The organism is Modestobacter sp. Leaf380 (assembly GCF_001424485.1).
In the GTDB taxonomy this organism is placed as follows: Bacteria; Actinomycetota; Actinomycetes; order Mycobacteriales; family Geodermatophilaceae; genus Klenkia.
The window spans coordinates 756,656-777,357 of sequence record NZ_LMQC01000001.1; the positions used below are offsets into that span (position 1 = coordinate 756,656).

Annotated in this window: 20 protein-coding genes; 8 read left to right on the top strand and 12 right to left on the bottom strand. The window is 76.3% G+C overall.

Annotated features, from left to right (window positions below):
• Nucleotides 1–76: 76 nt before the first annotated feature.
• The 6 genes from ASG41_RS03690 to ASG41_RS03715 are packed head-to-tail and all read right to left on the bottom strand — an operon-like array spanning nucleotide 77 to nucleotide 6,257.
• The gene (locus ASG41_RS03690; protein WP_235564431.1) at nucleotides 77–1,378 is read right to left on the bottom strand and encodes a glycosyltransferase; all 1,302 of its coding nucleotides are present in this window, start codon (nucleotides 1,376–1,378) and stop codon (nucleotides 77–79) included.
• Nucleotides 1,372–2,271, bottom strand: coding sequence for a hypothetical protein (locus ASG41_RS23370; protein WP_056289715.1), 900 nt, complete (start codon nucleotides 2,269–2,271; stop codon nucleotides 1,372–1,374). Before ASG41_RS23370 ends, ASG41_RS03690 begins: the two co-directional genes overlap by 7 nt.
• Complete coding sequence (locus ASG41_RS03700; protein ID WP_235564433.1) at nucleotides 2,268–3,296, bottom strand: hypothetical protein; 1,029 nt, start codon at nucleotides 3,294–3,296, stop codon at nucleotides 2,268–2,270. Before ASG41_RS03700 ends, ASG41_RS23370 begins: the two co-directional genes overlap by 4 nt.
• Nucleotides 3,281–4,087: a glycosyltransferase family 2 protein gene (locus tag ASG41_RS03705; RefSeq protein WP_056289718.1), complete on the bottom strand. Its 807-nt coding sequence runs from the start codon at nucleotides 4,085–4,087 to the stop codon at nucleotides 3,281–3,283. Before ASG41_RS03705 ends, ASG41_RS03700 begins: the two co-directional genes overlap by 16 nt.
• The gene (locus tag ASG41_RS03710) at nucleotides 4,084–5,055 is read right to left on the bottom strand and encodes a glycosyltransferase (RefSeq protein ID WP_056289720.1); all 972 of its coding nucleotides are present in this window, start codon (nucleotides 5,053–5,055) and stop codon (nucleotides 4,084–4,086) included. The genes ASG41_RS03705 and ASG41_RS03710 overlap by 4 nt, the downstream gene beginning before the upstream one ends.
• Nucleotides 5,052–6,257: a glycosyltransferase family 4 protein gene (locus ASG41_RS03715; protein ID WP_200938686.1), complete on the bottom strand. Its 1,206-nt coding sequence runs from the start codon at nucleotides 6,255–6,257 to the stop codon at nucleotides 5,052–5,054. The genes ASG41_RS03710 and ASG41_RS03715 overlap by 4 nt, the downstream gene beginning before the upstream one ends.
• A 391-nt stretch (nucleotides 6,258–6,648) precedes the next feature.
• On the opposite strand from ASG41_RS03715, the gene ASG41_RS03720 reads away from it, so the two are divergent.
• Complete coding sequence (locus ASG41_RS03720; protein ID WP_056289725.1) at nucleotides 6,649–8,580, top strand: hypothetical protein; 1,932 nt, start codon at nucleotides 6,649–6,651, stop codon at nucleotides 8,578–8,580.
• 182 nt (nucleotides 8,581–8,762) lie between these two features.
• Nucleotides 8,763–11,024: a diguanylate cyclase domain-containing protein gene (locus tag ASG41_RS03725; RefSeq protein WP_056289728.1), complete on the top strand. Its 2,262-nt coding sequence runs from the start codon at nucleotides 8,763–8,765 to the stop codon at nucleotides 11,022–11,024.
• Nucleotides 11,025–11,036: 12 nt separating this feature from the next.
• Here the strand turns inward: ASG41_RS03725 and pcaC are convergent, their stop codons facing one another.
• The 5 genes from pcaC to pcaH are packed head-to-tail and all read right to left on the bottom strand — an operon-like array spanning nucleotide 11,037 to nucleotide 14,969.
• Nucleotides 11,037–11,420 carry a 4-carboxymuconolactone decarboxylase gene (gene pcaC / locus ASG41_RS03730; RefSeq protein ID WP_235564435.1) on the bottom strand — a complete coding sequence of 128 codons (384 nt, stop codon included), beginning with the start codon at nucleotides 11,418–11,420 and terminating at the stop codon, nucleotides 11,037–11,039.
• Nucleotides 11,417–12,190 (bottom strand): 3-oxoadipate enol-lactonase, encoded by a 774-nt coding sequence (pcaD, locus tag ASG41_RS03735; RefSeq protein WP_157518931.1) that lies wholly within the window; start codon nucleotides 12,188–12,190, stop codon nucleotides 11,417–11,419. Before pcaD ends, pcaC begins: the two co-directional genes overlap by 4 nt.
• A gap of 10 nt (nucleotides 12,191–12,200) precedes the next feature.
• Nucleotides 12,201–13,535, bottom strand: coding sequence for a lyase family protein (locus ASG41_RS03740; RefSeq protein WP_056289731.1), 1,335 nt, complete (start codon nucleotides 13,533–13,535; stop codon nucleotides 12,201–12,203).
• A gap of 22 nt (nucleotides 13,536–13,557) precedes the next feature.
• Nucleotides 13,558–14,214 carry a protocatechuate 3,4-dioxygenase subunit alpha gene (gene pcaG / locus ASG41_RS03745; protein ID WP_200938687.1) on the bottom strand — a complete coding sequence of 219 codons (657 nt, stop codon included), beginning with the start codon at nucleotides 14,212–14,214 and terminating at the stop codon, nucleotides 13,558–13,560.
• Nucleotides 14,211–14,969, bottom strand: coding sequence for a protocatechuate 3,4-dioxygenase subunit beta (gene pcaH / locus ASG41_RS03750; protein ID WP_056289735.1), 759 nt, complete (start codon nucleotides 14,967–14,969; stop codon nucleotides 14,211–14,213). Before pcaH ends, pcaG begins: the two co-directional genes overlap by 4 nt.
• A 69-nt stretch (nucleotides 14,970–15,038) precedes the next feature.
• On the opposite strand from pcaH, the gene ASG41_RS03755 reads away from it, so the two are divergent.
• Nucleotides 15,039–15,827 carry an IclR family transcriptional regulator gene (locus ASG41_RS03755; RefSeq protein ID WP_056289738.1) on the top strand — a complete coding sequence of 263 codons (789 nt, stop codon included), beginning with the start codon at nucleotides 15,039–15,041 and terminating at the stop codon, nucleotides 15,825–15,827.
• A 201-nt stretch (nucleotides 15,828–16,028) separates the two neighbouring features.
• Nucleotides 16,029–17,201 carry a 4-hydroxybenzoate 3-monooxygenase gene (locus ASG41_RS03760; RefSeq protein WP_056289742.1) on the top strand — a complete coding sequence of 391 codons (1,173 nt, stop codon included), beginning with the start codon at nucleotides 16,029–16,031 and terminating at the stop codon, nucleotides 17,199–17,201.
• Nucleotides 17,202–17,204: 3 nt separating this feature from the next.
• Here the strand turns inward: ASG41_RS03760 and ASG41_RS03765 are convergent, their stop codons facing one another.
• Nucleotides 17,205–18,266: an ABC transporter permease gene (locus ASG41_RS03765; RefSeq protein WP_056289746.1), complete on the bottom strand. Its 1,062-nt coding sequence runs from the start codon at nucleotides 18,264–18,266 to the stop codon at nucleotides 17,205–17,207.
• 53 nt (nucleotides 18,267–18,319) lie between these two features.
• Between ASG41_RS03765 and ASG41_RS03770 the strand changes: the two genes are divergently transcribed.
• From ASG41_RS03770 to ASG41_RS03785, 4 genes are all read left to right on the top strand, one after another.
• Entirely contained in the window at nucleotides 18,320–18,931 is a 612-nt protein-coding gene (locus ASG41_RS03770) for a TetR/AcrR family transcriptional regulator (protein WP_200938688.1), read from the top strand.
• Between the two features lie 159 nt (nucleotides 18,932–19,090).
• Nucleotides 19,091–19,303 carry a hypothetical protein gene (locus tag ASG41_RS03775; protein ID WP_056289752.1) on the top strand — a complete coding sequence of 71 codons (213 nt, stop codon included), beginning with the start codon at nucleotides 19,091–19,093 and terminating at the stop codon, nucleotides 19,301–19,303.
• A 67-nt stretch (nucleotides 19,304–19,370) separates the two neighbouring features.
• Nucleotides 19,371–20,024 carry a hypothetical protein gene (locus tag ASG41_RS03780; protein WP_056289756.1) on the top strand — a complete coding sequence of 218 codons (654 nt, stop codon included), beginning with the start codon at nucleotides 19,371–19,373 and terminating at the stop codon, nucleotides 20,022–20,024.
• Nucleotides 20,021–20,656: a hypothetical protein gene (locus ASG41_RS03785; RefSeq protein WP_056289759.1), complete on the top strand. Its 636-nt coding sequence runs from the start codon at nucleotides 20,021–20,023 to the stop codon at nucleotides 20,654–20,656. Before ASG41_RS03780 ends, ASG41_RS03785 begins: the two co-directional genes overlap by 4 nt.
• The last annotated feature ends 46 nt before the right edge of the window (nucleotides 20,657–20,702 follow it).

Below are 20,702 nucleotides of genomic sequence, written 5' to 3' on the forward strand. Positions count from 1 at the left end.
GGGGCCGCCGAGCGTCCGGTGGACCGATCGGATCGACCTCCCACCGGGGGCCGTCGAGCGACAGCCCACGCGACGACTAGAGCCGGGGCAGGTGGTGTCCGAGGTCGGGGTGCGGACCCAGCTGCTCGGCCGGGATGTCGGCCTCGGCATCGTCGAACAGCGTCGCCAGGGGCACGTCCCACCGGCTGCTGCGCCGAAGCGCCCGGGTCGCGGCCACCGTCACCCCGACGTCGCCGACGTGGCCGGTCAGCCGCCCGGCGCCCCCGGGACGAACCTTGTCCAGCAACGCGGCGAGCCCGCCGGGTGCCCAGCGCAGCGGGCCGTCGAGGGTCACCTGACTGCGGGCCCGGGCCAGCACCGGCGGCGGCGGCTCCCCCGTGTGCACCCGCGGGTCGCCGTCCAGCAGGTCGGGGTCCACGCCCCACACCTGCAGGTCCGCCCCCGCCGCGAGCAACGACCGGACACCGAGCACCGTGGCGTCGTCGTCGGCACCGGGCGCCATCCGGACGACGACGGCCGGGTGGCGCCACCAGCCGCCCACCCCGCGGGCCGCGGGGTCGGGCAGCAGGCGGGCCAGCGAGCGGGTCTCGGCGTTCTTCTCCCGGCGGGCGGCCACCGGGTCGTCCCCGCGCAGGCCCCAGTCCGGGCCGTCGTGCCAGGCCACCGCCCGCTCGCGGTGGGCCAGCACCGCACCGGCGGAGAAGAGCCGGTGGGCCAGCTCCCAGTCCTCGCCGCCGTAGCCGGCGAAGGTCTCGTCGAAGCCGCCGACCTCCTCGAACAGCGCCCGGGTGGTGCCCATGACGGCGCTGATGACGAAGCGGTAGGACCGGTCGTCGGCGTCGAGCAGGTCGCCGGCCTCCCGCAGCCACGCCGGCTCGGTGAGCTCCTCGGGCGCGGCGCCGCCGGCGAACCAGTCGCGCAGCCGGTCGGGGGTCCAGCCGGCGAGGTCGGCGTGCCGGCGTCGGCCGGTGACCAGCGCGTCGGGCACCAGCGCGGGCAACGCGGACAGCTCCTCGACGTAGGTCGGGGTGGGGACGGTGTCGCCGTCCAGGAACAGCAGCACCTCCCCCTCGGCGGCCCGGGCACCCAGGTTGCGGGCCGCGGCGGCGCGGAACCCCCGGTCGGGCTGCCGGACGACGGTCACCCCGGCCGGCACCCGCGGCGGCTCTGGCGACCCGTCGTCGGCGACGACGACCTGCAGCCGGGACGCCGGGTGGGTCTGCAGCGCGAGCCCGGCCAGCACCAGGTCCAGCTCGTCCTGCGCCCGGTAGTACGGCACCACCACGCTCACCTCGGGCGGCTGCCCGGGGCGGGCGTCGGCCAGCGGCGACCAGTCGTTGCCGGCCACCACGTGCCGGCCGTCGGGCAGCGTCAGCACGAGCGCCACACCGCCCGGTAGGACTCCAGCGTCGCGGCCAGGTCCGGGCCGGTGGGCGTGCCCGGTGTGAGCCAGGTCGAGGCCGGGTCGGCCAGGGCTGCGGCCAGGGCGGGCGCCAGGTCCTCGTAGAGCCACAGCGCCCCGGGGCAGCGGGCGGCGACCTCGCGGGTGTAGGCCACGTCGGGGACCAGCGGGCGGCGTCCGGCGGCCAGCCAGCTGCCGATGGAGCCCGACGCGCTCACGTGCCGGTGCGGGGCCAGCGGCACCGACGCCGCCCGCAGCCGGGCCGGCAGCTCCTCGTCGGGCACGTAGCCGGTGACCGTCAGCGGGCCCAGGGCGGACAGCTCGTCGACCAGGTCGGCGTGCCCGTCCGAGGGCTTACCGAGCGCGGTCAACCCGACCCCGGCGGGCAGCGCGCGCAGCGCCTCCTCGTGGCCCTTGCCCGGGTACAGGAACCCCAGCACCACGACCTGCCCGTCCGGCGGGGGCACCGGGCCCGCCGGCAGCGGCTGCACCGGCAGCGGCACCACCGTGGCGACGACGTCGGAGAACGCCCGCAGCCGGGCGGCCTCGTGCTCGCTGTTGACCACCACGGCAGCAGCGGTGTCGACGACGGCCGCGTAGGCCCGGGCCCGGCGCTGCTGCAGCACCGATCCGTCGTCGGGCGGGACGTCGTGCAGGGCCACCACGAGCGGGCGACCCAGGTCCGCGGCCAGCGTCGTGAACGCCGCCGCGCTCTCCTCGGCGGTGGGCGCGAAGAGCCGGTCGGTGTAGTGCACCTGGACCAGCTCGGCGCCCTGCACCAGCGGTGAGCCGTCGGCCTCGGCGAGCTCCCGGGCGTACCGGACGACACCGTGGTCGGCCGGGCCGACGAGCAGGTGCCCGACCCTCACGCCGGTGCCCGGTCGGCGGCCACCCGGCTGTAGACGTGGGCGTGCACCCGGCGCAGCTGCGCCTTCTGCTCGGCCCGCCAGGCGGGGTCGGCCTTCGCCGGCCACGGCCGGGTCACCGCGGCCATCACCGCACCGGTCAGCGAGGGGACGTCGAGCCCGCGGACCTCGTCGTTGCCGTAGAGCACGACGTCCTCCCACTGGTCGGCGTAGTGCCCGCAGGTCGGTGCCACCACCCGGGTGCCGACGTCCCGGCAGGCCTCCAGCCAGCCCGAGTGCGTGCCGAAGCGGTGCGGCAGCACCGACACCGCGATCGACTGCAGGTAGGCGGTCAGCTCGTCGTCGCCGAACCGCGGGTGGACGGCGAGCTCGAACTCCCCGGCGTCGGCGGCCTGGCGCAGGCCCGGCACCCGCTGGTCCAGGTCGACGTCGTCGTGCACGTCGACCCGCAGCCGGCCGCCGCCGGACACCGCGCCCGACGCGGCCGCCCGGACGACGTCCAGCGGGTCGAGCAGGTTGGTGCGCAGCGACTTCAGGTGCACCCCGACCAGCCGCGGCTCCCGGCCGATGCCGGGCAGCGGCGTCACCAGGCCCGGGTGGGCGACGACGATGCAGGACCGCTGGAACCGCTCGGCGATCTCGTCGGCGGCGCCCTCGGTGAGGGTGAGCACCACCTCGGCGGCGCCCAGCAGCGCGGCCAGGTGCCGGTCGTGGCGCTCCCGGGTGGAGTGGTGCGGGTTGCGCAGGTCGTGGACGGTCACCACGAGGGCGACGCCGCTGCGCCGGACCACCTCGGTCCAGGCCAGCATCTCGTCGGGGGTGAGCCCGTCGAAGCCGAAGTGCAGGTGCAGCACGTCGATCTCCGCGGTGTGCGCGGCCAGGTACCGGGGGTCCAGCCACGGGCTGGGCGCCCACGGGTCCTCGACCGAGGGAGCCGGGCCGACCCGGACGACGTCGGGCGGCAGCACGGCGTCGAGGTAGGGGTGCGCGAAGGGCACGGTGGCGACCCGCATCACGCGTGCACCCACCCCTCGTCGGTCCGTCGCACCAGGCCGCGTTCGGCGAACGCGTCCAGCCAGCCCTGCATCGGCCACCACCCCCACCGGTCGGCGAAGACCCGGCCGTTGGCCAGCACGTCGTCCAGGTGCTCGACCGGGGGGCGGGAGACCGGGTGGTGCTGGTGGAAGGCCGCGGCCCCACCCACCCAGCGCAGTCCGACGCCCGCGGCGTGCGCGGTCTCGGCGAAGTCCGTGTCCTCTCCCCCGTATCCGGCGTAGCCCTCGTGGAAACCGCCGAGGGCGGTCCAGGTGGGCGCGGTGACGGCGAAGGACAGCGACCAGAACAGCCGGTGGTCGGTCGAGTCGAGGACCTCGCCGTCGGCCGGCACCGGGCGGGCCGGGTGCGGGTCGGCCAGCTCGGCCAGCCGCGCGGGGTCGGTGAGGTCGTAGCCGCCGGCGGGGGGCGGGGGCAGGTAGCTCACGGGTCCCGAGTCCAGCACACCGTCCTGTGCGACGGCCGCGTACCGCTCGACCAGTGCGGGAGCCGGCACACAGTCGACGTCGAGGAAGACCAGCAGCTCCGCGCCCCCGGCCAGCGCCGCGGCGGCTCCGGCGTTGCGGGCCGCGGCCAGCGGCAGCCGGTCACCGGCGGGCAGGTCCACCACGTCGGCGGCGTCCCCGACCACGGAGCGGATGCCGTCGTCGCCCATGGCGACGACGACGTGCCGGTCGGCCCGGCGGGTCTGGGCGGCCAGCCCGGCGAGCTGTCCGCGGAGGTGGTCGTGCCGGCCGTGGACGACGGTGACCACGGCGGTCCTCACGAGCGGGCGACCTCTCGGATGGCGGCGGCGGCGCGCTCGGCGGCGTCGCCGGGTGACCAGCGGGACCAGCCCTGGCCGCCGCGGGTGCGGGCGGCCTCCAGCAGCACCGGCCAGCGGTCGGCGGTCGGCCAGGCGGGCAGCCCGACGGCGATGCCGGCGGCGTCGAGCGCGGCGGTGGTGCGGTGCTGCTCGGCGAAGGGCCGGTCGGCGGCCACGACCACGGCCGGACGGCGGGCGGCGGCGACCTCGGCCAGCGCGTTCTGCCCGGCGTGGGTGACGACGACGTCGGCCGCCGAGAGCACCGGCCACGGGTCGGCGCACCACTCGCCCGGGCCGCCCAGCACGGTCCAGCGCAGCCCCGGGGTGGCCCGGCGCAGCGCGTCGACGTCCTGGGCGGTGACGGCACTGCCCCCGGTGCCGGCCAGCAGCACGGCGGTGCCCGGCGCCGGGTCGGCGGCCGACCGCCGGTCGAACCGGGAGACGGCGCCGACGTGCGTCGTCGTCGCGGCGAAGGGGGCCAGGTACGCCGGGGTGAGCACGTCGGCGGGGAAGAACGCCAGCAGCCGGTCGGCGACGGTGTACCCGGTGGTGTGCGGGGCGTCGTCCCGGTCGCCGGGCATGGCGGTGACCACGACGGGCACGCCCATCAGCCGCAGCAGCAGGGTCACCTCGACCGACACGTCGACCACGACGGCGTCGGGCCGGGCCCGCTCGACCCAGGCCGCCAGCTGGGCCGACCGGGACCGCAGGCCCTCGTGCCGGCGGGGTGCCCAGTGCAGGGCACCACCGGCGGTGACGTGCTCGACGGTGCCGCCGGCGTCGTCGGCGAGCTGCACCCAGTCGGCGAAGGGGGCACCGGGGGAGGGCAGCGAGGACAGCCCGACGACGTCGTCGTCGAGCACCTCGGCGATCGCCGCCGCCCGGTGCAGGTGCCCCGACCCCTGGTGGTGGACGTACCAGCCGATCACAGCGCCGCGGCGGTGGCGTTCGACTCGACGAGCGAGGCGTACAGCTGCTCGTACCGGGTCACCATCGTCTCCACCGAGCAGTGCGTGCGGGCCCGCTCGCGGGCCGCCTCGCGGGACAGGCCCTCGGCCTCCGGGATCGCCGCGGCCAGCGCGGCGACGTCCCCGGCGGGGACCAGCCGGCCGACCTCGGGTGTGAGCACCTCGGGGATGCCGCCGCGGGCGAAGGCGACGACCGGGGTGCCGCAGGCCAGCGCCTCGGCGACGACCAGGCCGTAGGGCTCGTCCCAGCACGGGGTGACCAGCGCGACCGAGGCCCGCCCGACGGCAGCGGCCAGCCCGGCCTGGTCCAGGTGGCCCAGGTGGGTGACGCCGCGGCCCAGGAAGGGGGCGATGGTGCGCTCGAAGTAGCCGGCGTCGACCACCGGGCCGGCGATCTGCAGCTCCCGGCCGGCGGCCAGGGCGGCCTGCACGGCGAGGTGGGTGCCCTTCTCCGGGACGATCCGGCCCGACCAGACCAGCGGCCCGCCGCCGGGTCCGGCCGTCCAGCTCGTCAGGTCGACCCCGTTGGGGACGACGCCCACCGGCTGGTGCACGCCGTCGACCCCGGACCACGCCGCGGCGGTGTGCCCGCTGACGGCGACCAGCGACACCGGGGAGGGCACGCTGGACTGCAGCGCGGACTCCAGCCAGGGCGTCGGCGGGCAGTGCAGGGTCGAGAGCATGGGCACCCGCAGGGCGGGGGCCATCGCGATCGGCAGGTAGTGCAGCGAGTGGTTGTGCACCAGGTCGAAGTCGTGGGCCCGCTCGCCGGTCAGCGACATCATCAGCGACAGGTAGGCGTGGTGGTCCTCGAGGAAGACCTCGGGACCCATGCTCACGTCGGCCCGGGCAGCCGGGCTGACCCGCACCGGGCGGACGGGGAGCGCCTCGACGGCCAGCGAGGGGTCCGACCCGGGGCCGGCGAAGAGGGTGACGTCGTGACCGCGGGCGGTCAGGGACCTGGTCAGCTGCCAGACGTGCGCCTCGAGCCCACCGGCGAAGGGCTGGGCGATCGGGTAGCGGCTGGAGGCGATGAGCGCGATGCGCAGCGGCCGGGAACGGTCGGCGCGGGCGTGGGAGGGCAGCGGGGCCGACGGCGTGGGCACCGCGGGGACCGAGCGCAACCGGCGGCCACGGCGGGGCAGCGGCAGGGTGGCGGTCACGCGCGGGCCGGACGGGGGGACGGGTCGGTCACCGCGGGCTGGGTGAGGACGGGGCTCTCGGACAAGGACGGGCGACACCTCCTGGGCGGGGGCACACCTGAGGACCGGTGGAGCGGTCGGGGTGTGTCGGCTGGTGGCCTGCCCCGCTTCATGAGGCGACGACGTGGCGCGCAGCGCTGCAGCGTCGTCGGACCGGACCGCCTCGATCATCACAGACGGGGGGGCCCCCCGCACATCGGCCGGAGGTGCGTTCTCCCACCCCTCCAGCGGAACCCGCGCTTCCCCCCGTCCGGGTGATCTCGTGGAGGCGGTCCGGGGTAGCGGTTCGGTAGCGTTCCGCCACCGAGGCCTGGGTGTGGACACCGCGGCTGCGAGCGACCTGGAGGAACGCGTGAGCGAGCGCGGGGACGACCGACCGAGCGACGACGGCCGCGGGGGCGCCGGCGAGCAGCCCGGCCAGCCCGGGTGGTCCCCGGCCCCACCGGTGCCGGGGCGCCCCGGACCGGCCGGGCCGCCCCCGCAGCCCGGGTGGCAGGGCTCCGCCCAGCAGGGTCCCGCCCCGCAGGGTCCCGGGCAGCAGGGTCCCGGGCAGCAGGGTCCCGGGCAGCAGGGCGGGTGGCCGGGCCAGCAGGGCTGGTCGGTCCCCCCGCAGCAGCCGGGCACCCCGCCCCGTCCCCCGCAGCCCGGCGGTCAGCAGGGCCCTCCCCCGGGCCCGGGCCGGCCTGGCCAGCAGCAGCCCTGGGGCGGCCGTGAGGAGACCCGCCAGTTCGGCGCGGTCCCCGGCCAGCAGCAGGGTCCCCCCGCCGGTCCGGCACCCCACGGCCAGCAGGGACCCCAGGGCCCGCTCGGCCAGCCGGGCCAGCCGAGCCAGCCGGGCCAGCCGGGCCAGTGGGGCGGCCCGTCGTCCCCGCCCCCGGCCGGCGCGTGGTCGCCGTCCAGCGGGCAGCCCGCACCGTGGGCCGCCCAGCCGGCCAAGCGGTCGCGGAAGAAGCCGCTGCTCATCGGCGGCGCTGCGCTCCTGGTGCTGCTGCTCGTCGCCGGCGGGGCCTTCTTCTTCCTGCGTGGCGGCGACTTCACCTACGCCGGGCGGGACGTGGTCGAGCCCGAGACGGTGCTCACCGACGCCGAGTCCGCCGTCGACGCCTACGTCGACAGCCGCGGTGGAGCGAGCTCCGACGACACCTCGTGCTGGTTCCGCCACCGCAACGCCGACACCACCGACATCGAGGACGACCTGGTCTGCGGGCCGGTGCTCTTCGTCGACGGCGACCCGGCGGAGGCCTACCTGCTCCTGCCGGTCACCCCGTCGGGCGGTGACGGCGACGTGACGCTGACCGTGGCCACCGAGCCCACCGACCCCGCGCCGCAGGCGCTGCCCGACGCCGACCTGCTCAGCCGGCCCGACGGCACCGCCCCGCCGTCGGAGGTGGACCTGGAGCCGCCGGCGCCGCCGGCCGCGGAGCCCGGCTACGAGGCCACCGGCCCCTTCGAGGACGTCGAGCTGACCGCGCCCGAGGGCGTGGCCACGCTGTCCGGGCCCGCCGCGCGGGTCACCGTCACCGGGCTGGGCCAGGCCGACCGGGTGGGCGCCGGCGACGACGCCCTCCGGCCCGCCGACGGCGAGGTCTTCCGGGTCTTCAGCTACACGATCGACACCGGCGAGGGCCTGTCCAACGACCCGCCGGCGCTGAGCTACTCCGTCGACGGCGTCGAGACCCCGGTGGACACCTCGCTCGTCGTCCCCGGTGCGACCGTCGAGGGCCTGGTGTCGGCCCCCGAGGACGCCGACGTCGCCCTGGTCGTCGTGGACGGCGAGGCGACCCAGTCGCTGTCGCTGCTCGACGGCAGCCCCGGTGACCAGAACCTCGTCGTCACCACGCGGGCCAACCGGGACGCCGACCCGGTCCCGGCCCAGCAGGTGCCCGGGGTCATCAGCGCGCCCGGCCGGGTGACCACCCCGTTCACCTTCACCGTCACGGTGCAGAGCGCGGAGCTGACCTGGTTCTCCGGCACCAACGTCACGGTGCGGCCCTCCGCCCCGGACCGGGCGTTCCTGCTCATCGACACCGACCTGGTCGCCGACGGGCTCAGCGCCGGCGAGGGGCCGGCGGAGTACTGGCGGCTGACGCTGCCCGACGGCACCGTGGTCGCCTCCCAGGACGTGGTGGCCGACCCCTCGCTGATCGCGACCGCCTTCGACGTGCCGGCCGACTTCACCACCGGCACGCTGACCTTCGGCGGGGTGTTCACCTACCCCGACACCGCGACGGTCGACTTCGGCGCGGCGACGCTGTCCTTCCCGGTCAGCATCCCGGCGGGCTGAGCGCAGCCGCGGGCACCGGGCCACAGCAGCACCAGACCGGCCCGTCCACCCCGATCGGGGTGGGCGGGCCGGTCCCGGCTCCAGGCCCCTGGCACCGGGTGCCGAAGAGGGAGCTGGGTGCCACCGGTCTCCAGACCCACGGGGACGCCGAGGTGGCCACGACAGACGGGGCTCCAGGCAGCATGTCCGACACCGACCGCACCACGATCGACGACGTCCTCGCCGAGGGCTCCGTCACCAGCGTCTTCCAGCCCATCGTCGACCTGGACAGCGGCCGGGTCGTGGCCTACGAGGCCCTCGCCCGCGGTCCGCAGGGCCCGCTGCACCGGCCCGACGACCTCTTCGCCGCAGCGCGCGCCGCCGGCCGGCTGGCCGAGCTGGACGCGCTGTGCCGCAGCGCCGCCTTCCAGGCCGCTGTCACCCAGGGCCTGCTGGCCCCGCTGACGGTCTTCGTCAACGTCGAGCCCGAGGTGCTGGACTCCGCGCCGCTCGCCGACCTGCTGGCGATCGCCGAGGCCGCCCCGGCGGAGCTGCGCATCGTCGTGGAGATCACCGAGCGGGCGCTGGCCACCCGGCCGGCCGAGCTGCTGCAGACCGTGCAGCGGATCCGTGAGATCGGCTGGGGCCTGGCCCTGGACGACGTCGGCGCGGACTCCATGTCGCTGGCCTTCATGCCGCTGTTGCGCCCGGACGTGGTCAAGCTGGACCTGCGACTGGTGCAGGAGCGCCCCGGCCCCGAGGTCGCCGAGATCATGAACGCGGTCAACGCCTACGCCGAGCGGACCGGTGCGCTGGTGCTGGCCGAGGGCATCGAGACCGAGGAGCACCTGGTCAAGGCCCTGGCGCTGGGCGCCACCCTGGGTCAGGGCTGGATGTTCGGGCGCCCCCAGCCCGGCCCGGCCACCCAGTTCGCCACCGCCGAGCTGGTCCTGCCCCCGGTCGCCGCCGACCCGCCGGGCGTCGACGTCTCCCCCTTCGCCTGCCTGCCCCCCGGCACCGTGCTGCGACGCTCGCCCAAGCTGCTGCTCATCGAGTTGAGCAAGCAGCTGGAGCGGCACGCCATGCGCCTGGGCGAGACCTGCGTGATCGCCTCCACGTTCCAGGACGCCCGCCACTTCACCCCCTCCACCGTGGAGCGCTACCGCGAGCTCGCGGCCCGCACCGGGTTCGTCTGCGCCCTGGGCGACGGGCTCAGCGCCGAGCCGCTGCCCGGGGTCCGCGGCGCCACCCTGGCCGCCACCGACGAGGTCCGCGGCGAGTGGGACGTCACGGTGATCAGCCCGCACTTCAGCGCCGCCCTGCTGGCCCGCGACCTGGGCGACGACGGGCCGGACATGGAGCGCGTGTTCGAGTTCGCGCTGACCTACGACCGGGTCACCGTGGCCCGGGCGACGCACGCCCTGGTGTCCCGGGTCGCGGCCCGGGAGACCCGGCAGCCGGTCGCACCCGAGTCCCGCGCCACGGCCACCACCGCTGCCCGGGTCCCGGAGACCGCCGTCCCGACGGCGGCCGTGGAGGGCCTGCTGCACCGGGCCCTGGCGGCCACCACCAGCGGCGTCGTCATCGTCGACCTGACCCTGCCCGACCAGCCGATGGTCTTCGTCAACCGGGCCTTCGAGGAGCTGGCCGGCTTCACCCGGGAGCAGGTGCTGGGCCGCAACTGCCGCTTCCTGCAGGCCCCGGACACCGACCTGGCCGCCGTCGCCCGGATCCGGGAGGCCATCGCGGCCGGCCGGGAGTGCCGGGAGACCCTGCTCAACCTGCGCGGACCCGAGCGGACGCCGTGGTGGAACGAGCTGCACCTGGCCCCGGTCACCGACGCGACGGGCCGGGTCGTGCAGTACATCGGCGTGCAGAACGACGTCACCGCCCGGGTCGAGGCCGAGCGCCGGCTGACCCGGGAGCAGGACCGCACCCGGCAGTACCTGGCCCGGATCGAGGAGCTGGCCTACACCGACCCGCTCACCGGGCTGCCCAACCGGCGGCGCCTGCAGGAGCAGGTCGAGCTGGCGCTGTGGGAGGCCTCCGCGTCGTCCACCGCGGTGGGGCTGCTGTTCGTCGACCTGGACGGGTTCAAGGCGGTCAACGACCGGCTCGGGCACGCCGCGGGCGACGAGCTGCTGGTCACGGTGAGCCAGCGGCTGCGCGCCCGGCTGCGGCGCAGCGACCTGCTGGCCCGCCTGGGCGGCGACGAGTTCCTGGTGGCACTGCCCGGCCTGGACCCGGTCCAGGGCGCGGCCGAGGCCGACCGGGTCGCCGAGGTCCTCGCGCACGCGGTCCAGGCACCGATCGACCTGCGCGGGGAGGCGATCGTCGTCGGTGCGAGCATCGGCCGGGCCGTCACCCCCGACGACGGCTGCGACTTCGCCACCCTGCTGCACACCGCCGACCAGCGGATGTACGCCGTCAAGCAGCAGCTGTGCCGCCGGGCGCTCACCGGCTGAGCGCCCGCGGGGTCAGCCCCGCAGCTCGGCCAGGATCGGCTTGGCGACGGCGAGCGCGTGGTTGGCCGCGGGCACACCGGCGTAGACGCCTGTGTGCAGGCAGACCTCGGCGATCTCCTCGTCGGTCAGCCCGTTGTGCACCGCCGCCTTGACGTGCAGCGCGAACTCGTCCCAGTGCCGCAGCGACGCGGTGATCGCCAGGGTCAGCATGCTGCGGGCGCGGCGGTCCAGGCCGGGCCGCTGCCACAGGTCGCCCCAGGCGACCCGGGTGATGAAGTCCTGGAAGTCCGCGGTCAGCGGGGTCACCGCGGCGACGGACCGGTCGACGTGGGCGTCGCCCAGCACCTCCCGCCGGGTGCGCATCCCGGCCTCGCGACGCTCCTCGTCGGTGCTCACGCGGTGCCGCCCAGGTGCGCGAGCAGCGCCTCGGTGACCCGCTCGGGCTGCTCGACGTTGGCGATGTGCGCGGCCGGGCTCAGCTCCAGCAGCCGGGCCCCGGGGATCGCCTCGGCCAGTGCCCGCTGGTGCTCCGGCGGCAGTGCGGGGTCCTCGAGCCCGGAGACGACCAGGGTGGGGGCGGTGATCGAGGCCAGGTCGGCGCGCTGGTCCATGCCGCCGACCGCGGCACAGCAGGAGGCGTAGCCCTCGTCGTCGGTGCCGGCGATGGTCGCCCGCATCTGCGCGACGTGGGCCGGGTGCTCGGCCGCCCAGGCCGGGGTGAACCAGCGGCCGACGACGGCGTCGGCCAGCGACGCGGTGCCCTCGGTGCGGGCGGTGTGCGCGCGGTCCCGCCAGGCGTCGGGGGCCCCGGTGTGCGCGGAGCTGCACAGCACCGCCAGCCGGTCCACCCGGTGCGGCTCCCGGACGGCCAGGCGCAGCCCGGTCATCCCGCCGATGGACAGCCCGACGACGTGCGCCCGCTCCACGTCCAGCCGGTTCAGCAGGGCGATCGCGTCGTCGGCCAGGTCGTCGATGGTGGCGTCGCCGGGGACGGTGGGCGAGCCGCCGTGTCCGCGGGTGTCGTAGCGGACCACCCGGTAGCGCTCGGTCAGCGCCGCCAGCTGCGGCTCCCACATGGCCATCGTGGCGCCCAGGGAGTTCGAGAGCAGGACCACCGGGGCGTCCCGGGGGCCCTCCACCACGTGGTGCACGTCGATCGGGGGCACGGCGTTCTCCTCAGCTCTGGGCGATGGTGTGCGCGGCGAGGGCGGCGTCCACCTGGGCGGCAGCCTCCCCGACGTCGGGGGTGGCGGCGGCCAGCAGGGCGGCGACGTCGACGTCGGTCCGTCCGGCTACGACGTCGGCCAGGGTGCGGCCCTCGCGGGTGGCCTGCCGGACGGCGTCGGCGGCCGCGTCGTGGGCCGGCCCGCGGCCCAGGCTGCCGGTGAGCGCGTCGGCCAGCGCCCCGGCCAGCGACGCCCCGGACGCGGCGTCCACGACGGCGGCCATCCGGGCGGTGTCCAGGGTGAGCCCGCCCAGGCAGTCGGCCAGCCAGGCGGCCGCCGAGCCCACGGTGGACAGCAGCGCGGAGAGGGTGGGCCACTCGCTGTGCCAGGCACCGGCGGAGCGCTCGTACTCCTGCTCCATGGCGCCGAAGAGGGTGCCGACCAGCCCGGGGGCCCGGCGGGCGCAGGCCCGGGCCGAGATCGCGGCGACCGGGTTGCGCTTGTGCGGCATGGCGCTGGAGCCACCGCGCACCTGACCGCCGAGGCCCTCCCCCGTCTCCCGCGCCTCGGCGACCTCGGTCTGGGCCAGCAGGACCACGTCGACCGCGACGGTGGCCACGATCCCGGCCGCGGCGCCGAGCGCGCCCGCGAGGTCGGCGACCGGCAGCCGGGTGGTCGCCCACGGCACCGCGGTGGTCTGCAGCCCCAGCTCGTCGGCCAGCGCGGCCCGCAGGTCCACCCCGGACCCGCCGCTGGCGGCCAGCGTGCCGACGGCCCCGCCGTACTGCACGGGCAGGGAAGCGTCGACGGCGGCCAGGCGCGCGCGGGCGCCGTCCAGACCGGCCAGCCAGACGGCGGCCTTGAGCCCGGCGGTGGTCGGCAGCGCCTGCTGCATCAGCGTGCGGCCGATCGTGACGTCGTCCCGGTGGGCGGCGGCGAGCCGGGCCGCGGCGTCCGCGGCGGCGGCCAGGTCGGCGTCGATGGCGGCCAGGGCGCGGCGGGCCAGCAGCAGCATGGCGGTGTCCAGCACGTCCTGGCTGGTGGCGCCCACGTGCACGGCCCCGCCGGCGTGCGGGCCGACCGCGTCGGTGAGCACCCGGACCAGCGGGGGCACCGGGTTCCCGGCGTCGGCGGCCTGCGCGACCACCCGAGCCAGGTCCAGCGCGCCGGGCTGACCCGCGACCCGGGTGACCTCGGCGGCCGAGGTCTCGGCGACCAGCCCGCAGCGCGCGGCCGCCCGGGCGAGCGCGGCCTCGACGTCGAGCAGGGCCTGCAGCCAGGCGTCGTCCGACACCGCCGCGGCCGCTCCCCCGCGCGCGAACGTCCCGTCCCAGAGCCCCGTCACGGGCCCATCCTGGCCGACGTCGTCACACCGCGAAGAAGACGGTCTCGGCGTCCCCCTGCAGCCGGACGTCCAGCCACCAGCCGTCCTCGGTGGGCTGCGCGACCAGGGTGGCCCGGTCGGCCTCGGACAGCGCGGAGAGCACCGGGTCGGCGGCGTTGGCCTCGACCTCGTCGGCGAAGTACAGCCGGGTGACGACCCGGTCCAGCAGGCCGCGGGCGAACACCGAGACGTCGACGTGCGGGGCCTGCCAGCCGCCCTCGCCGTCGGGCACCGGGCCCGGCTTGAGGGTGCAGACGGCGTACTCGCCGTCCCCGGTGGAGGAGCGGCCGAAGCCGCGGAAGCCCGGAGTGGTCACCCCGCCGCGCGGGTCGTCGGGGTGCGCGAAGCGGCCGTCGGGGTCGGCCTGCCAGGTCTCCACCATCGCGTCGGGGACGACGTCGCCGTTGCCGTCGAGCACCCGGCCGCGCAGCCACACCGCCCCCGGCGTGCCCTCGGCGACGGCGAACGGGCCGTCCGGCCAGGTCAGCCCGATGGCCAGGTAGGGGCCGACGGTCGCGCTCGGCGTCGTGGGCAGGGTGACCGGCTCGTCGAGGAAGCCGGTGCCGCGGCGCGGGGTGCCGGGGCGCCGGTCGTTGGTCTCGTCGGCGTCCCGGACCAGCGGGGAGTCGTGGTCGGTCACGCGACGTCACCGTCGTCAGCACCGTCGTCGTGGCTCTCGAAGGGCGTCTGCTCGACGCCCCGCAGCACGATGTCCCAGCGGTATGCCAGCGCCCAGTCCGGCTGGGTGCGACCCAGGTCGAAGGTGGCGACGGCGCGGTCCCGGGCGGCCGGGGGGATGGCGTTGAAGATGGGGTCCTGACCGAAGAGGGGGTCGCCCGGGAAGTACATCTGGGTGACCAGGCGCTGGGTGAACGCCGTCCCGAACAGCGAGAAGTGGATGTGCGCCGGCCGCCAGGCGTTGTGGTGGTTGCCCCACGGGTACGCGCCGGGCTTGACGGTGGTGAACTCAAAGCGACCCAGCGCGTCGGTGACCACCCGGCCCAGCCCGTCGAAGTGCGGGTCCAGCGGGGCCGGCCAGTTGTCCACCACGTGCCGGTAGCGGCCGGCGGCGTTGGCCTGCCAGATCTCCAGCAGCGCCCCGGGCACCGGGCGTCCGCCGCTGTCCAGCACCCGGCCGAAGACGACGATCCGCTGGCCCTGGGCCTCCCCGCCGGAGCGCAGCGTCAGGTCGCCGTCGCCGGGGGCCACCCGGTCCTCCCCGAGCACCGGGCCGGTGACCTCGGTGAGCCGGTGCGGCAGGTCGACCGGGGTGCGCAGCGGTGCCCGGGTGCCGGTGGACCGGTAGCCGGGGGACGCGACCGGCGTGCGCTGGCCGGGGTCCTCCCGCAGGTAGCGCGGCAGCACCAGGCCACTGCTCGTCGGGGTGGCGGTCATGGCGGGGAACGTACGACGTGACGCCGGTCTCTGGCACTCTCGTGCTCCCACTCAGCGGAAGGACCACCGATGGCCGGCGGCAGCACCGGGGCGGGGCGGTCGGTGACCTCCCGTGCCCTGCGCGTCCTGGACGCCTTCGACGTCGACCACGCCCGGCTGACGCTGTCCGAGATCGCCGGGCGCAGCGACACCCCGCTGACCACGGCCCACCGGCTGATCGGCGAGCTGACCGCCTGGGGAGCACTGTCCCGGCGCCCGGACGGGCGCTACGAGATCGGCCGCAAGCTGTGGGACCTCGGGCTGCTGGCCCCGGTGCAGGCCGAGCTGCGCCAGGTGGCCAGCCCCTTCCTGCTCGACGTGCACACCGCGACCCGGGACACCGTCCACCTCGCCGTCCGGGACGGCGCGACCGCGCTCTACGTGGACCGGGTGTCGGGCCGGGAGTCCGTGCCGGTGGTCAGCCAGGTCGGCAGCCGGCTGCCGCTGCACGCCGTCGGCGTCGGCAAGGTGCTGCTCGCCGCCGCCCCCGACGACGTCGTCGAGCAGGTGCTGCGCTCCCTGACCCGGGAGACCCGGCACACCGTCGTCGAGCCGGCCCGCCTGGCCCGCGAGCTGGCCGAGGTCCGCCGGACCGGCGCCGCCCGGACGTCGGAGGAGATGAGCCTGGGCGCGGCCTCGGTCGCCGTCCCGGTGACGGTGGTGCGGGGGGCCGGGGGCCGGGCGGTGGTCGCCGCGGCGCTGGGCATCGTCGTCCCCACGCACCGGGCCGAGCGCGACCTCCCCCGACTGGTGCCGGTCCTGGAGGTCGCCGCCCGCGGCATCGGCCGCGAACTGGCCCGCACAGACGAGTTCCGCTGACCCCCCCCCCACCTGAGCCCCCCAGCCGGAGACCCCCAGCCGCGATGATCATGGGCTTCTCGCCGCTGGACACCCCGGTGACGGCGTGTCCAGCGGCAACGACCCCGTGATCACGGCCGGGGCCCCGGCAGGGCGAGGGCGCTTCCGGCCAGTGGCAGGGCGGTCTCGCCGGGTGGACGTCACCGTGGTCACACTCCTGCCGTGCGTACTCAGGTGGGGATCATCGGGGCCGGTCCGGCCGGGCTGTTGCTGTCGCGGATGCTCGCGGTGCAGGGCATCGAGTCGGTCGTGCTGGAGAACCGGTCGCGGGACTACGTGGAGGCGCGGATCCGGGCCGGCATCCTCGAGCAGCACACCGTCGACACCCTCCGGGACGTCGGCATGGGCGCCCGGCTGGACCGCGAGGGCCTGGAGCACGACGGCATCTACCTGCAGTACCCGGGCACCCGGCACAAGCTGGACTTCCCCGAGCTGTGCGGGCGCAACGTGTGGATCTACGGCCAGTCCGAGGTGGTCAAGGACCTCATCGCCGCCCAGCTGGACGACGGTCCCCCGCTGCTCTTCGAGGTCTCCGACGTGCAGCCCCGCGACGTGGACACCGACTCCCCCTCCATCGCCTTCACCGACGCCGACGGCGTGGCCCAGGTGCTGGAGTGCGACGTGATCGCAGGCACCGACGGGTTCCACGGCGTCTCCCGGCCGATCGTCACCGCGGCCACCGACGGGCAGCTGTGGGAGCGCACCTACCCCTTCGCCTGGCTGGGCATCCTGGCCGACGTCGCCCCGAGCACCGACGACCTGGTCTACGCCTGGCACCCCGACGGCTTCGCCATGCACTCGATGCGCTCGCCGTCGGTGTCGCGGCTGTACATCCAGGTCGACCCGACCGAGAAGATCGAGGACTGGTCCGACGACCGGGTCTGGGAGGCGCTGGCCACCCGGATGGCGCTGCCGGGCTGGGAGCTGCAGACCGGGCCGGTGACCGAGAAGTCGATCCTGCCGATGCGCTCGTTCGTGTCCTCCCCGATGCGGCACGGCCGGCTGTTCCTGGCCGGGGACGCCGCGCACATCGTGCCGCCGACCGGCGCCAAGGGGCTCAACCTCGCCGTCGCCGACGTGACCCTGCTGGCCGCGGCGCTGGTCCGGCTGCTGGCGGAGAATGAGACCGACCTGGTCGACGCCTACTCGGACAAGGCGCTGGCCCGGGTCTGGCGGTGCACGCACTTCTCCTGGTGGATGACCTCGATGCTGCACACCCACGGCGACGAGTTCGACGCCCAGCTGCAGCTCTCGCAGCTGCAGCGGGTCTGCAGCTCGGAGGCGGCCGCCCGCGAGCTGGCCGAGATGTACACCGGGCTGCCGGTCGCCCCCTGAGGCTCACGCCCGGACGTCGACCCGCTCAGACTCGGGCTCGGTCGCCGTAGCCCGGCCGGAGCCGACCAGCGTGGCGACGACGCCGACCACCGCGTAGGCGGCCAGCACCCAGCACGCCTGGGCCACCCCGCTGACGCCGAAGTAGACGATCCCGCGCACCGCGTCGGTGCCGGCGCCCGGCGGCAGCCACGGACCGATCGCGGACCAGAACGGCGGCAGCAACGGGGCCGGGTAGGCACCGCCGGCGCTGGGGTTGCCCAGGATGACGAACAGCACGATCGCCAGGCCGATGCCGACCAGCCCGGTCCACACCTGCAGCGCCATGGTGAAGGCGCCGACGGCGAAGACCAGCAGGGCCCCGAGGAGGGTGAGCGCCAGGGTGTGGCCGCCCTCCAGTGCGCCCAGGACCGGGCCGGCGATCAGCGCACCGCCCAGTCCGCTGACCAGCGCGTAGACGGCCAGCGCGCCCAGCCGGGTCGCACCCCGGCCCCGGGTGAGCGGCCGGGAGCCGGCGCTGATGCCGATGATCGAGGCGACCAGGTAGCCGCCCACCACCCAGCCCACGGCCAGGTAGAAGGCGGACAGGCCCCGGGCGTCGCCGTCCCCCGCGGGCAGGACGTCGGTGGTGGTCAGCGTGCGCGACTGCGCCGCGTCTACCGCGGTCAGCACCTGCTCCAGCGCCGCGCTCACCGCACCGCCCTCGGCGCCGGAGACCAGCAGCACGTCCGCGGTGCCGGTGCCGGGCAGGAACGCGCCGTCGACCTCCCGGTCGGCGATGGCCTGGCGGGCGGCGTCCTCGCTGTCGTAGGCGGTGGCGTCCAGCGGACTGCCGTCCAGGCCGTCGAGCTGGGTGACCAGGGAGTCCGCGGTGCCGGCCGGGGCGCCCGCGGGCGCGACGACGGCCAGCGGGACGTCCCGGGGGGTGGGCGAGTGGAACGCGCCGACGTAGCTGAGCACGAAGCCCAGCTGCAGCAGCAGGACGCCGACGACGAGGACCGCTGCGCGCCGGGTCACCCCCGGCAGCAGCTCCCGGCGGGGCGCCTCGTGCAGACCGTGCTGGCTCATCGTCTCTCCTCGATACCGATGCGTATCCGATACGCACGAGTATGCTCCGGGGCGTGGAACAGGCAAGCCCGATCGACGTGACGGTGCGCACCCGCCCACGCCGTGACGAGGTCCGCGCCCGGGTGCTCGCGGCCGCACGCGTCGTCTTCGCCGATCGCGGCTTCGCCGGGGCGAGCACCGACCAGGTCGCCGCCGCGGCCGGGTTCACCAAGGGCGCCGTCTACTCGAACTTCGGCAGCAAGGACGAGCTCTTCCTGGCCCTGATGGACGCCGAGGGCGCCGCGAGGGTCGCTGCCGTCGAGCAGGCCCTGGACGGCACCACCGACCTGCCCGGCGCCCTGGCCGTCGTCGGGGCCGAGCTGTCCCGCCGGAACACCTCGTGGCAGCTGCTCTACCTGGAGTTCTGGCAGCGTGCGGTCCGCGACCCCGACGTCCGGACGGCGTTCGTGGCCTCCCGCCGCGAGCTGCGTACCCGGGTCACGGAGGTGGTCGAGCGGTTCCTCGCCGACCACCCGGTGCGCACCGGCTGGGACGCCGGCAGCCTGACCCTGGTGCTCCTCGCGCTGACGAGCGGCCTGGCCCTGGAGGCCCTGCCCGACCCCGACGCCGTCCCCGACGACGTGCTGCCGCGGGTGCTGGCCGACCTGCTGGACGAGATCCCGTGAGGGCAGGCCGACACGCGGGCCGACACGTGGGACGAGTGGGGCGGGTGGGGCGGGTGGGGCGGGTGGGGCCAGGACTGTCACACTCGCCAGTGATCGGGCGGTGCCGTTCGGTGACTTCTGCTGGCGCGACGGAACGGTCCGCGCACGTACGGTCAGGACATGCTCTCGACGCTCCTGGTCATCGGTGGTGTGCTCGTCGCGCTGGTGCTGCTGCTGGTCCTCATCGTGACCCTCAGCGCCCGCCCCTCGGACAAGCGCGGCACCACCACGAGCTCGCGCACCCCGGGCTGGGTCGTCGACCAGGGCCAGAAGCACCCGGACGCGTGGTCGCCGCTGTCGAACACCAGCACCTCCATCCGCGCCACCCGCTGAGACAGGCGCACCGGAGCCGGTCCCCGGGACCGACCGTCGCGTCGGTGACCGTCGACGGGTCGCGGCCGTGACGCTGCTCCTCCCACTCGGCCGGCTGCTGACCGTCCTCGACCTCGCCACCCCCGGCCACCCCGACCCGCGGTCGGCTCACGGCTACGTGCAGGTCCTGGGAAACCCGGTCGGCCTGTCGGGGGCCGCCCTGCACCTCTGGTCGGCCTGCCACGGCCCCTTCGACGCCCCGGGACCCTGGGACCGCGACCACGCCGCGACCCGGGCCGTGGCGTGGGGACTGGACCCCGCCGACGTCGCGGCCGGCTGGACCGAGCTGGACACCGGAGGGCTCGTCGTGGACCTGGTGGACGACGTCGACGGCCGCCGGGCGTGGGCGCGTTCGCACACCCTGCACCCGCTGGTGCCCGGCCTCGGCGAGGTGCCGGGGGCGCCCGGCCTGCACCACCTCGGCCTGCCCGGCGTGCCGGCTCTGCCCCTGGTGCAGGTCTCCCGGGTGCTGCGCGACGTGTGCGCGTGGGGTCCGCTCTTCGCCGACGTCTGGGCCGACGTCGACTGGCACGCCGCCGGGTACCGGGACGTCGGCGCCGACGAGCCGCGGCTCACCGATCCCGACCTGCTGCTGGCCGACCTGGTGGCCTCCCTGCCGGCGCTGCTGTCGACCCGGGCCGCCCACCTCGACCCGTCCCCGACGGCGGGGGGTGCACCGTGAGCGGCGGTCCGTGGCTGCTGCCGGTCGGCTACCGCCTGGGCGCCGAGACCCTGCCGCGCCCGGTGGCCGGGTCGGTGCGGCTGGGCTGGCGGCGCCTGGGTCTGGACGCCGACCAGACCCGGGTCTGGGACCTCGCGCACGGTGCGGTCGAGGACACCGACCACGGCCGGGACCTGCTGGTGGAGCGGGCCGCCGGCCTCGGCGTGCCCTCCCCTGCCGCCGTGGTGGCCCGGCTGACGGAGCGCTCGCTGCTGGTCGAGCTGCCCGTGGGCGGACCCGACCTCCTCGCCGCGGCCGGTCGGCTGCGGGCCCGTCCGCTGCTGACCGGGCTCGGCATCGGCCGCGACGGCAGCACGAGCGTGCTCGGCCTGCCCGGGTACCCGGTGCTCGAGCTGTCCCGGTCGAGCATCCGGCGGTGGGAGGACACCGCCGCCTCACCGGACCTGGTGGAGGCCGCCGAGCTCGCCGTCCTGCGGGCCTGGGACCAGGCCGACCCCGACGTCGACGCCGATGCCGCGCCGACGCCGACCACCGCCGAGGTGGCCGGTGCGCTGGTGGGCGTGGTCGCCGACCTGCCCGCCCTGCTCGCCCGCAGCTGCGGCTACCTGGACCTCGCCGACCCCGCCGTCTGAGTCGGCCGGCGACGGCCGGTCCGGCAGCTCGATCGTCGACGCTGGA